The following is a 12589-nucleotide window of genomic DNA, read 5'->3' on the forward strand; positions in this document are numbered from 1 at the left end:
TAACCTTGGCTAGATCGCTATGGACCGGGAACAACCGGTGCGGTATCGATCTATCGTTTGTCCTTCTAAGTTGATGAATTCGCCGGGGAAGATCATTGCGTTTCGAAGCCTTAAACCGCCTTTGGGAAAGCGTTCGGGAGACCAGCCATGATTTCCGGGCCTCGACGGACGTCTTTCCCGTCGTCGATATCGACAAGCTCGGATCGACCCTCGACTTGAAAGAGAAAGGTGCCGCGGCGGGACGGTTGAACCGGCCAGGATCTGGCGCGCAATCATTCGACGAGACGGAGCAGCGGATCGTCACCTGGGTCGAAGCGGAGAAGAAGAGCTCCTATCAGGTCCTCGAGGATCAGCTCCAGACCTTCGACAGCCGCCTGCGAAATCTCGATTTCGAAGGACAGTTCGGGCTAATCCGCCAGGCGAACGCCTCGAGCCTATCGGATTTCAAGGCGGAGGTGGCAAGCGGCGTCGACGAGCTGCACGGCCTGCGCCGCAATCTGAAGACCGCCGAGGACGAAATGGTGGATTTCAAGGCCAGGCACAGGCTGCAGCGCGCGGCAAAGGTCTCCAGCAAGGCCGCCTGGGGCTTCAAGGTCGCGCTCATCATCTTTCTCGTTCTCATTGAAATGGTGATGAACGGCAGTTTCCTCGCCAAGGGGAGCGAGCAGGGCGTCGTCGGCGGCGTGACGGAAGCGGCTGCCTTCGCGTTTCTCAACATCGGCACGGCGCTGATGTTCTCTTTCTTCTGCGTCCGCTTCCTCCTGCATCGCTCCTATGCGCTGAAGCTGCTCGGCCTGCTCGGCCTCGTCGCCTATGTCGCCGTCGCCTTGGGGATCAACATCGCGCTGGCACATTACCGCGAGGTATCGGCCACCATTTTGAGCGGCGCCGGCGCCGAGGTGATACAGCGCTTGAAGACGGCGCCGCTGGGGCTGCAGGAGCTGAACTCCTGGATGCTTTTCGCCGTCGGCCTGATGTTCTCGCTCGTGGCTTTTATCGACGGCTGCTATCTCACCGATCCCTATCCGGGTTTTGCCGGCGTGCAGAAACGCCTCGATGCGGCGAGAGACAATTATATCGACCGCAAGCTGGATCTGATCGACGACCTTCGCGAGATCCGCGACGAGCACAACAGCAAGATCGAGGAAATCATCCGCGACCTCTCGCTGCGCCGGCAGGAGACGGCTGCCATCATCGCCCATCGCGGCAGAACCGCCGGCCTTTTTGCCGAACACCAGAACCATCTCGAACGCGCCGCCAATGTGCTGCTCACCAGCTATCGCGATGCCAATAGGGCGGCACGCACCGAGCCGGAACCGCCCTATTTCGCATCCGCCTACAAAATGGAACGGTTGACGTCGGTGCTGCGCACAGAAGAAGAATGGGACGACAAGGTGCTTGGCGCGCGCATCCAGAGCGCACAGGCCGAGCTGTCGGAGCAGATCAAGCAGATTGGCGACGAATTCGAGAGCGCCATCGAGAAGTATCACAAGCTCGACAATCTTTTCCCGGAGAGCACCCTTGGCGCGACGCAAGCGGCGTAGTCGGCGCGGCGGCTCCGCCGGCCTCATCATCGCAACGGTTTGCCTTGCCGTCCTGTCTCTCGGGATCGTCGGCGCCTATGGCTGGCTGCGCTACAAGGCGAGCGGCAATGTCGCCGTCGACCAGGCGTCGCTCTGCCCGGTGGACGGACCGAAGGCCGAAACGGCGATCCTGCTCGATGTCACCGATCCGATCTCGGATACGACGGCGCTCGATCTGCGCAACCAGTTCCAGAAGATCGTCGCCGAAGTGCCGATCGGCGGCGCGGTCGATATCTACGCCCTGACGGAAATGGAGGGCGAGCTCATCCAGACCTTCCACGGCTGCAATCCCGGAAGCGGGGCGAACGTCGACGAATGGACCAGCAATCCGCGCCTGGCGCAGGCGCGCTGGGAAAAGGGTTTCCAGAAGCCGCTTGCGGATATTGCCGGCAAGCTGAATGTTGGAGAATCCGGCACGCAATCGCCGATCATGGCGGCCATCCAGAAGATCAACCTGGAGGTCTTTGCCGGCGCGCCGGGCGGCATGCCGAAACGCCTGTTCGTCGCCTCCGACATGATCGAACACACGACAGCCTTCTCGAATTATCGTGATGGCGCTTCCTACCAAAAGTTCCTGCATAGCCCCGCCAACGATAGGTTCCGCACGTCACTGGACGGTGTCGCGGTCAAGATTCTCGCCTTTCAAAGGCCGAATATGAAGTTCAGCATGGAGGATCTCGCAAACTTCTGGGCGCAGTGGATCAAGGACAATAACGGCCATTTCGACGGGTTCGTGCGATTGGAGGGGATACGCTGATGGCCGGCACCGAGGCGAGATACGTCATTCGAGACTACGGGCCGATGCTCCTCTTCGCGTCGGTCACCATCGGCGGCATGATCTTCATCTGGTCGTCGAAGCTCATGGGCTGGTCGCTGCCGATCGTGACAGGCGTGCCTCTGCTGCTGATGGGCATCTACTTCGTGGTATCGCTGGCCTTCGCCGGATTTCGGCTGCACAACGAGCAGGCCGGCGACAACCTCTATTACATGGGTTTCCTCTTCACCCTGTCGAGCCTGGGCGTTTCGCTCTATCTCTTCGCCGGCGAAACATCGATCGAGACCATCGTCCGCAATTTCGGCATCGCCGTGACCTCGACGATCGCCGGTGTGACGCTGCGCATCCTCTTCAACCAGATGCGGCGTGACCCGATCGACATAGAGCGCAGCGTGCGCCACGAGCTTGCCGAGATGACCCGGCGGGTGCGCACCGAACTCGACTCCTCGTCGCGCGAGTTCTCCCATTATCGGCGGGTCAGCAATCAGATGCTCTCGGAAGGGTTCGAGGAGATCGCGCACCAGGCCGAGCGCAACGGCCAGGAGATCAGCAAGATCCTGGAGGTGCTGGCGAAGCAGGCGGTGACCCCGATCAACGATGCGGCGGCACAGCTGACGGCAACGACGTCGCAGCTCTCCGATATCATCGGCAAGTTCGGCACCACCGTCGAAAGCGTCGGCAAGAAGCTGGAGGAGATCCGGTCGCCTGAGGATGTTGTCCGCGCCGAGCTGGCGCCGGCGATTGTCGCCATCAAGGAGATGTCCGAGGCGCAGCTGCAGCCGTTGCGCAATATCGAAGAAGCGCTCAATCGCATGGCGGAGGCGATGGGGCAAACGCCGTTGCCGAGGTTGAAAGCCGATGACGGCGGCACCGTATCGAAGGACGAAGCCGTGCCACGAAAACGCTGGTGGCGCCTATGGTAACGGAAGCCTCGGACAGCAGGCCGAAACTGGAGCACAAGGGCTATAATCGTGGCCTCATCCTCGGTCTGACGATGGCCGAATCCATGCTGCTTCTGGTCTTCTGCCTGCTGCTCGTTGCCGCCGCCATGATCTCGGCGGAGAGAAACCGCCGCTACGAGGTCGAGCGTAAGCTCGGGAAAGCCGAGCAGCAGATCGTCTTGCTGGAGAAGAAGCGGGCCGAGCAGGCAGCGCAGATCGTCCAGTTGCAGTCGAAGCTCGTCTCCGGCGATCTCTCGGCAGCTGACAAGGCGGTCGTGGAGAAGCAATGGCGTGAGCTGGTGCTGGCGCGCGAGACGCTCGACAGCATAGCGAGCGAAGGTGCGACGTCAGCCGATCTGCAAGCGCTTTCCAAGGTTGCCGCTGTTTTGAAGGAACACGGCGTCTTGCTGACGGCCGCGCCCGATGAGGTCGACAAGCTGCTGGCCGGCAATGCAGGCGGCAAGGGTGCTCACGACTGGCCGCCGATCATCAATCTCGACGATGCCAAGAAGAACTATTTCCAGTCCGGCAGCGCCGAGCTCACCAGCACTTTCGCGCGATTGCTGGACACGACGATCACCGACGAAATCGCCAGCAATCTGAGCCTCTATGGCGCCAATATCGTCGAGGTGATCGGCCACACAGACGAACAGCCGATAGCGCGCGAAAAATCCAATCTCGACGATACGCTGATCAGCGCGATGGACGGCAAGCTGCCGGTATCGGCTTTGCTGCCGGCCGACAATGCCGGGCTTGGGCTCGCCCGCGCCATCGCGGTCGCCAATGTTCTTAAGGCCAATCCTAAGCTGAAGGATGCCACCATCCTGCCGATGTCCGCAGCGCAATTGATCCTGCCCGGCGATACGATCACCTCAGGCCAGCGTGGCGCCGTGGAGTCGCGCCGCCGCATCGAGATCCGCGTGCGCGGCAGAACGATGCCCGTTGCCGTCATCAATGCCGGAACCGCACTGCCTGCAGAGGTGCACTGACGCCGGCTTTGCAGGGGTGTCAGCTATGCAGGCCGGGCGCTTCGTGGCCCGTGCGCGCCACATATTCCGTATAGCCGCCGCCATATTGGTGAACGCCCTCGGGCGTCAATTCCAGCACGCGATTGGAGAGCGCTGCGAGGAAATGCCGGTCGTGCGAGACGAACAGCATGGTGCCTTCGTATTGCGACAGTGCCTTGATGAGCATTTCCTTCGTGTCGAGATCCAGATGGTTCGTGGGCTCGTCCAGCACGAGGAGGTTCGGCGGGTTGAAGAGCATGATCGCCATGACGAGCCGCGCCTTCTCGCCACCCGACAGCACGCGGCATCTCTTCTCGACATCGTCGCCGGAGAAGCCGAAGCATCCGGCGAGTGCGCGCAGCGGCCCTTGGCCCGCCTGCGGGAAATCGTGTTCGAGCTGCTGAAACACTGTGCGCTCGCCATCGAGAAGATCCATGGCGTGCTGCGCGAAATAACCCATCTTGACGCTGGCGCCCAAGGCGACGCTGCCTTCGTCCGGCTGCGTCGAGCCTGCCACCAGCTTCAGCAGGGTGGACTTGCCAGCGCCGTTGATGCCCATGATGCACCAGCGCTCTTTACGCCGCACCATGAAATCAAGCCCTTCATAGATGATGCGGCTGCCGTATTTCTTATGGACGTTTTTCAGGTTGACCACGTCTTCGCCGGAGCGCGGCGCCGGCTGGAATTCGAAGGCGACCGTCTGTCGCCGTTTCGGCGGCTCGACGCGATCGATCTTCTCCAGCTTCTTCACGCGACTCTGCACCTGCGACGCGTGCGAGGCGCGCGCCTTGAAGCGCTCGATGAACTTGATTTCCTTGGCAAGCATCGCCTGCTGGCGCTCGAACTGCGCCTGCTGCTGCTTCTCGTTCTGGGCGCGCTGCTGCTCATAGAACTCATAGTCGCCCGAATAGCTGGTCAGGTTGCCGCCGTCGATTTCGATGATCTTGGTGACGATGCGGTTCATGAACTCGCGGTCGTGCGAGGTCATCAGCAATGCGCCCTCGTAGCCCTTCAGGAAGGACTCCAGCCAGATCAGGCTTTCGAGATCCAGATGGTTGCTCGGTTCGTCGAGCAACATGACGTCGGGGCGCATCAGGAGAATGCGGGCCAGCGCCACGCGCATCTTCCAGCCGCCCGAAAGCGCGCCGACATCGCCTTCCATCATTTCCTGGCTGAAGCTCAAGCCATCAAGCACTTCGCGGGCGCGGCCTTCCAGCGCATAGCCGTCAAGCTCCTCGTAGCGCGCCTGCACCTCGCCATAGCGTTCGATGATCCTGTCCATGTCATCGGCCTGATCGGGATCGACCATGGCTGCTTCGAGCTCGCGCAATTCTGCGGCGACAATGCTCACAGGCCCGGCTCCTTCCATTACTTCGGCGACGGCGCTGCGGCCTGCCATCTCGCCCACATCCTGGTTGAAGTAACCGATGGTGACGCCCTTATCGGCCGAGACTTGCCCCTCATCGGGCTGTTCCTGTCCGGTGATCATCCGAAAAAGCGTCGTCTTGCCGGCGCCATTGGGGCCGACGAGCCCGACACTCTCGCCCCGGTTGAGCGCGGCGGACGCCTCGATGAAGAGGATGCGATGGCTGTTCTGCTTACTGATGTTTTCTATACGGATCATGTCTACGAGAGGCCCAAAGAATAAGTTTCGGGGCCTTATGCCACGGGTTGGCGGCTCTGTCGCAGGTTTTTAGCCATGTGATCGCAGGATGTGTGCCCGCGCAGCGGCTGCGTAATGAAATTCACGCCCGATCAAGGATCCGCCAGCGGCCTTCTCCATCTCTGCGACGAATGGAGCTCCTGCGGGCGTACCATCTGCCTAGAATGGCGTGGTACCCATGCAATGCGACAGGACGAACCACGAGTTCTGGATAAATGACGGCGGCTGAGGGGTATCACCCTGAATTGACGTCATCCGAACGTGAAAGTGGCTGAAGGAAATATACAATAGGCCCCGCGACTTTCGTGCGGGGCCCATCAGACAACTAATTAAATCGAGGCGCTCAGCTGCAGCCGCTCGTCGCGCCACAAGTGTCGCACTTCTCGCAAGTCCCGTTCCGCACCATCGTGAAGTTCTGGCATTCCGTGCACATGTTGCCGGTGTAGCCCTGCATGATGGAGCGGGCGCGGCGTTCGGATTCGAGCTTCTTGGCTTCCGTCTTCGCAGCCGCTGCGTCGCTCGCAGCCTTGTCGGTGAAGAGGCCGGTGGATTCGGCGACTTCGCTGACAACTTCTTCCGCAATCTCTTCGGCCAGTTCCTTGGCGCGCTCCTCATAGTCGCGCTTGAAGGCGACGACTTCGGAGGTGGAGATGGCGGTCGCCGGTTCCAGCTTGCGCACCGTGTTGCCGGCAAAAGCCGTGACTGTCGCGAGCGAGGCGGCGCGTGCCGGGGCGGCTGTCGCCGCACCCTTCACCTCGGCTGCGGAGCGCTCGCCTGATGTTGGAACCAGCGTCGGCTTGTAGCCGCGGGTCAGGCCCTTGGAGAAGACATCGGCCTTGCCTTCCGATACGCCGCGGCCAAGTGCCGTGTTGTTGAAGTCGGACGTATCGACATGGGCGAGGTCGTGACGGCCGAGATAGGAGATGGCCAGTTCACGGAACACATAGTCGAGGATCGACGTGGCGTTCTTGATCGCGTCGTTGCCGGTGACGATGCCGGCCGGCTCGAACTTGGTGAAGGTGAAGGCGTCGACATATTCCTCGAGCGGCACGCCGTATTGCAGGCCGAGCGAGACCGAGATCGCGAAGTTGTTGATGAAGGCGCGCAGCGCCGAACCTTCCTTGTTCATGTCGAGGAAGATTTCGCCAAGGCGGCCGTCGTCATATTCGCCGGTGCGCAGGAAGATGGTGTGTCCGCCGATCTTGGCCTTCTGGGTGTAGCCCTTGCGGCGACCCGGCAGCTTCTCTTGCGTGCGTATGACCTTTTCGATCACGCGCTCGACGATCTTCTCGGTGATGGTGACGGCCTGGGCGGCAGCCGGAGCCTGCAGGAATTCCTCCATCGCATCCTCGTCGCTGTCGTCCTCGATCAGCGAGGCGTTCAGCGGCTGGCTGAGCTTGGAGCCGTCGCGATAGAGCGCGTTCGCCTTGAGGCCGAGCTTCCAGGACAGCATGTATGCGTTCTTGCAATCCTCGACGGTTGCTTCGTTCGCCATGTTGATCGTCTTGGAGATGGCGCCGGAGATGAAGGGCTGGGCAGCCGCCATCATGCGGATATGGCTTTCGACCGAAAGGTAGCGCTTGCCGATCTTGCCGCAGGGATTGGCGCAATCGAAGACGGCGAGGTGCTCATTCTTCAGGAACGGCGCGCCTTCGAGCGTCATCGCACCGCAGACATGGATGTTGGCGGCCTCGATGTCCTTCTTGGAGAAGCCGAGATGGTCAAGCAGGCTGAAGCTGATGTCGGCCATCTGCTCGTCGGAAACCTTCAGCACGCCCTTCATGAAGTCGGCGCCGAGCGTCCACTGGTTGAAGACGAACTTGATGTCGAAGGCGCTCTTGAGGGCAGCGTTGACGGCGTCGATCTTCTCGTCTGTGAAGCCCTTGGCCTTCAGCGTCGAGGGGTTGACGGCCGGAGCCTGGTTCAGGTTGCCATGGCCGACGGCATAGGCCTCGATCTCGGCGAGCTGGCTTTCGGAATAGCCGAGTGCACGCAGCGCTTCCGGAACGGCACGGTTGATGATCTTGAAATAGCCGCCGCCGGCGAGCTTCTTGAACTTCACCAGCGCGAAGTCGGGCTCGATGCCGGTCGTATCGCAATCCATGACGAGGCCGATCGTGCCGGTCGGCGCGATCACGGTTGCCTGGGCATTGCGGTAGCCATGCTTCTCGCCGAGTTCCAGCGCCTTGTCCCAGGCAGCCTTGGCATGGGCAACGAGATCCTTGTCCGGGTTCTCGGAGTGGATCAGCGCCACCGGATTGACCGACAGGCCCTCGTAGCCTGAGGTCTCGCCGTAGGCGGCGCGACGGTGGTTGCGGATGACGCGCAGCATATTCTCGCGATTCGGCTTGAACATCGGGAATGTCCCGAGTTCGGAGGCCATTTCGGCCGAGGTCGCATAGGCGACGCCGGTCATGATCGCGGTCAGCGAGCCGGCGATGGCGCGGGCTTCGTCGCTATCATAGGGAATGCCCGACGACATCAGCAGGCCGCCGATGTTGGCGTAGCCGAGGCCGAGCGTGCGATATTCATAGGAAAGCTCGGCGATCCGGCGCGACGGGAACTGCGCCATCATCACGGAGACTTCGAGAACGACGGTCCAGAGGCGGACGGCATGTTCGTAATCGGCGATGTTGATGCGCTTCGTCGCCGCGTCCTTGAATGTCATCAGGTTCAGCGAAGCAAGGTTGCAGGCGGTGTCGTCGAGGAACATGTATTCCGAGCACGGGTTGGATGCGCGGATCGGGCCGGCAGCCGGGCTGGTGTGCCAGTCGTTCATCGTCGTGTTGAAATGCAGGCCCGGGTCGGCCGATGCCCACGCGGCATAGGAGATCGATTCCCAGAGGTCGCGGGCCTTCAGCGTCTTGATGACCTTGCCGTCCTTGCGTGCCGTCAGGTTCCAGTCGCCATCGTTCTCGACGGCGCGCAGGAAGTCGTCCTTGATCGAGACCGAGTTGTTGGAGTTCTGGCCCGATACGGTGAGATAGGCTTCCGAATCCCAGTCGGTATCATAGGTCTTGAACTCGAGATCCTTGTAGCCCTGGCGAGCGAACTGGATGACGCGCTGGACGTAGTTTTCCGGAACCTGATCCTTCTTGGCGGCGCGGATTTCGCGCTTCAGGGCAGGGTTCTTGGCCGGATCGAAGCAATTGTCGTTGTCGCCTTCGCAATTGACCGTGGCCTTCATGATCGCCTTCAGGTGCTTGGCGACGATCTTCGAGCCGGTCACGAGAGCGGCAACCTTCTGCTCTTCCTTGACCTTCCAGTTGATGTATTCCTCGATATCCGGGTGGTCGATGTCGACGACGACCATCTTGGCGGCGCGGCGGGTCGTGCCGCCTGACTTGATGGCGCCTGCAGCGCGGTCGCCGATCTTCAAGAAGCTCATCAGGCCGGAGGAACGGCCGCCGCCGGACAGCTTTTCGCCTTCGCCGCGCAGCAGCGAGAAGTTCGAGCCGGTGCCGGAGCCGTATTTGAAGAGGCGGGCTTCGCGAACCCACAGGTCCATGATGCCGCCTTCGTTGACGAGGTCGTCCTCGACGGACTGGATGAAGCAGGCATGTGGCTGCGGATGCTCATAGGCCGACTTCGACTTGGTGATCTTGCCGGTGAAGGGGTCGACATAGAAATGGCCCTGGCCGGGGCCGTCGATGCCGTAGGCCCAGTGCATGCCGGTGTTGAACCACTGCGGAGAGTTTGGGGCGACGCGCTGGGTGGCAAGCATATAAGCGAGCTCGTCCTGGAAAGCGGAGGCGTCTTCCTCGGACGAGAAATAGCCGCCCTTCCAGCCCCAGTAGGTCCAGGTGCCGGCCAGACGGTCGAAAACCTGGCGCGCGTCGGTTTCGGAGCCGGTCTGGCTCTCCTTTGGAAGGTCCTTCATGGCAGCTTCATCGGGCACGGAACGCCACAGGAATGAAGGAACGTCGTTTTCCTCGACTCGTTTCAGCTTGGCGGGCACGCCGGCCTTGCGGAAGTACTTCTGCGCCAGAATGTCGGCGGCGACCTGCGAGAACTGTGCGGGCACATCGATATTCTCGAGGCGGAACACGACCGAGCCGTCGGGGTTCTTGATCTCGCTGGTCGCTTTGCGGAATTCGATATCCGCGTAGGGCGACTGACCGGCCTTCGTAAAGCGACGTTCGATGCGCATGGTCCCAATCCTCGTTCGTTGGCGCGCCCATGAGAGAGCAGGGCGCAAAAATCCTAATCCGGCCTCGCGATTTCAACGCGCAGCCAGTCTTCAATCCGCTTTCTGACAGGAGGTGTCATCCGGAGATGTCTTCCTGTATCTTGTGGTGATGGTGGCTGTAAACACTAAATATAGTATTAACAGCTTATTGCCGCCAGTCCCCGCACACGTTTTTTGGCAGCATCGATATCGGCACAAAAACCCTCACGGCGGCCACCGATCATGGTGCATCGCCCTGAATCCAAATCCGATTTCGAGTTGAGGACCAGCCCTCGTAATTCCATCCGGTCCAGTCGCCGCCGCAACGTCGTCCATTAACTTTGAAAGACCCGTTTTCGTCAAGGGGTGGTTTGAAATGGATTGTTAACCACAATATCTTGTGGGCTTGGCTGTGGAAACTGGGGAAATGTCAGGAGATCAAAGGATTCAACAGCTTGGAGGCGGACGTTCGCCCATCGCTGGATCGGGGATGCGATGAAATCCGTTGCTGCAGGGGTCAAACGCGACAATATTGTGACCGTGACCCTGAAACCATTGGCGACGAGGCAAAAGCATGCCGTGGTGTCTTATGATTCGCTGGGAAAGCCTTGAATCGCACATGTTCTCATCGTCTGGCCTCCACTAAATATAGTGGGCGCCGCAGCGCCCACCTCTATTACCACAGGTCGAGTCCCGCTTTTGTCCAGCGGACAGAATCATTGCTGATTCGCGCGGCTCGCGACGGAATTCAGCCGCGATGACCCTTGGCGATCGGCTCCTGATAGGTGAAGCCCATGTCCCAGGGGAAGTAGATCCAGGTGTCCTGACTTACCTCGGTGATGAAGGTGTCGATGGTCGGCACGCCCTTGGGCTTGGCGTAGACGCAGGCGAAATGCGCCTTCGGCAGCATGGCGCGGACTTCGACGGCCGTCTTGCCGGTATCGGTCAGATCGTCGATGACGAGGACTGCTTCGCCGCCGTCGACCGCCAGTTCCGGCGCAACGCCCTTGAGAAGGTTCATCTCCCCCTGGCTTGTGTAGTCGTGATAGGAGGCGACGCAGACGGTCTCTATCACGCGGATATTGAGTTCGCGCGAGATGATGGCGGCCGGTACGAGGCCGCCGCGGGTGATACAGACGATCGCCTTGAATTCGCGATTGAGGCCGGCAAGCCGCCAGGCAAGCGCGCGGGCATCGCGATGGAACTGATCCCAGGATACGGGAAAGGCTTTATCGGGCAGGGACATGGCAGCAGGCTCCGGGCATGGAATAACGACGCGCCGGCGCTACCGGCGACCCTGAGCAGACCCCCGCGGCGGGCGCGGACCATGAACCAAATCCGGAACGCGATTCGCTTGATATCGACTTGAACAGGATTTCATCCAGAAAAGAGCGATATGCCTTTCGGGATCATGTTCCATGGACCGCGCGAACGGTTCCCTGACGGGAATTCTGTCATCGGTCGCTGCTTTCTGCTGGATTTGCGGTCAAAAGGCAATAGCCGCCATGCAGCGAAGCGGTGCAGTTTCCAGTGGAGAACCCTTCGGTTTAAGCTGCAAAGCCGATCAGCGGGCCAGAAGCGTCATCGCCGTCATGGATTGCAGCAATGTCCGCGTCGTGCCGCCGAAGATCATCTGCCAGAGCCAGGAATGCGTATAGGCGCCCATGACGAGCAGATCGATGCTGTTGTCGGCAAGGCGATTTTCGATGACTTGCGATGGCGTGGACTTGCCGGTGCAGGCCGCCGTTTCGAATTTGGCGCGAACGCCGTGGCGCGTCAGCGCCGCCGCAATCTGAACGCCGCTTTCCTTCGAGGGGTGGGTCTCTCTCTCGGATGTGCTGACCGAAAGAATTTCCACGGAATCGGCGGCCTTCAGGAAAGGCAGGGCATCGAAGGTGGCGCGCGCCGCCTCCTTGGAGCCGTTCCAGGCGATCAGCACGCGACGCACGGGTTTCGGCGTGCGCAGGATATAGGGGATCAACAGTACCGGGCGGCCGCTATCGAACAGGAAGGTTTCGACATCGACCTGGTTGTCGGAATATTTCGCCGGGTCCGGTTGCACGGCAACCAGCAGGTCGGCGCTGCGGGCACTTTCGATCAAGGGCTCGGTGCCGTAGCCAACGGTGCTGGTAAAGCTGCGCCATTCATAGTCGAGGCCGGCCCCCTCCATTTTCGTGCGAAACAGCCGCTCGATTTCGACCGCCTGGCTGTGGGCGACATCCTGAAGCGCCTGCACGGCGACAGGATCCGGGATTTCCATCGGCGCCACGAGCGGCACGGTCGAGATGATTTCCGCATGCAGGCCGACAATGTGGGCGCCATACTCCTTGGCGAACGCCGCCGCAAAATCGGCGGCGATGCGCGTGTTGTCGGGATTGTCGAGAACGGTCACTAGGGTTTTATAGGACATGACGTGATCTCCCATGCGGAGGGTTGGATCGCTTCATTATAT

General features: G+C 60.8%; 8 protein-coding genes. 4 read left to right on the plus strand and 4 right to left on the minus strand.

What is annotated here, in order from left to right; genetic code table 11:
* Positions 1-95 precede the first annotated feature (95 nt).
* Genes FHT29_RS11650 through FHT29_RS11665 form a run of 4 tightly spaced genes read left to right on the plus strand, consistent with a single transcriptional unit; the run spans position 96 to position 4288 of the window.
* Positions 96-1544, plus strand: coding sequence for a hypothetical protein (locus tag FHT29_RS11650; RefSeq protein WP_168599690.1), 1449 nt, complete (start codon positions 96-98; stop codon positions 1542-1544).
* Complete coding sequence (locus FHT29_RS11655) at positions 1522-2340, plus strand: hypothetical protein (protein WP_168599691.1); 819 nt, start codon at positions 1522-1524, stop codon at positions 2338-2340. Before FHT29_RS11650 ends, FHT29_RS11655 begins: the two co-directional genes overlap by 23 nt.
* A complete protein-coding gene (locus tag FHT29_RS11660) occupies positions 2340-3281 on the plus strand; it encodes a methyl-accepting chemotaxis protein (RefSeq protein WP_037199930.1) in 942 nt (313 codons plus the stop codon). The genes FHT29_RS11655 and FHT29_RS11660 overlap by 1 nt, the downstream gene beginning before the upstream one ends.
* On the plus strand, positions 3275-4288 hold the full coding sequence (locus FHT29_RS11665; RefSeq protein WP_037199929.1) for an OmpA family protein: 1014 nt from the start codon (positions 3275-3277) through the stop codon (positions 4286-4288). Before FHT29_RS11660 ends, FHT29_RS11665 begins: the two co-directional genes overlap by 7 nt.
* Positions 4289-4307: 19 nt before the next feature.
* On the opposite strand, the gene FHT29_RS11670 is transcribed toward FHT29_RS11665, so the two are convergent.
* From FHT29_RS11670 to FHT29_RS11685, 4 genes are all read right to left on the minus strand, one after another.
* Entirely contained in the window at positions 4308-5930 is a 1623-nt protein-coding gene (locus FHT29_RS11670) for an ABC-F family ATP-binding cassette domain-containing protein (RefSeq protein WP_037199927.1), read from the minus strand.
* Positions 5931-6312: 382 nt separating this feature from the next.
* Positions 6313-10119 carry a vitamin B12-dependent ribonucleotide reductase gene (locus FHT29_RS11675; protein WP_168599692.1) on the minus strand — a complete coding sequence of 1269 codons (3807 nt, stop codon included), beginning with the start codon at positions 10117-10119 and terminating at the stop codon, positions 6313-6315.
* Positions 10120-10885: 766 nt separating this feature from the next.
* Entirely contained in the window at positions 10886-11383 is a 498-nt protein-coding gene (gpt, locus tag FHT29_RS11680; protein WP_037199984.1) for a xanthine phosphoribosyltransferase, read from the minus strand.
* 318 nt (positions 11384-11701) lie between these two features.
* A complete protein-coding gene (locus FHT29_RS11685) occupies positions 11702-12547 on the minus strand; it encodes a universal stress protein (RefSeq protein WP_047557873.1) in 846 nt (281 codons plus the stop codon).
* Positions 12548-12589: the final 42 nt, after the last annotated feature.

It is taken from the genome of Rhizobium sp. SG741 (assembly GCF_012275435.1).
In the GTDB taxonomy this organism is placed as follows: Bacteria; Pseudomonadota; Alphaproteobacteria; order Rhizobiales; family Rhizobiaceae; genus Rhizobium; species Rhizobium lusitanum.

Coding starts and splice junctions, on each gene's coding strand:
- FHT29_RS11660 (WP_037199930.1), top strand. CDS start 2,340: ATGGCCGGCACCGAGGCGAGATACGTCATTCGAGACTACGGGCCGATG.
- FHT29_RS11665 (WP_037199929.1), top strand. CDS start 3,275: ATGGTAACGGAAGCCTCGGACAGCAGGCCGAAACTGGAGCACAAGGGC.
- FHT29_RS11670 (WP_037199927.1), bottom strand. CDS start 5,930: ATGATCCGTATAGAAAACATCAGTAAGCAGAACAGCCATCGCATCCTC.
- FHT29_RS11675 (WP_168599692.1), bottom strand. CDS start 10,119: ATGCGCATCGAACGTCGCTTTACGAAGGCCGGTCAGTCGCCCTACGCG.
- gpt (WP_037199984.1), bottom strand. CDS start 11,383: ATGTCCCTGCCCGATAAAGCCTTTCCCGTATCCTGGGATCAGTTCCAT.
- FHT29_RS11685 (WP_047557873.1), bottom strand. CDS start 12,547: ATGTCCTATAAAACCCTAGTGACCGTTCTCGACAATCCCGACAACACG.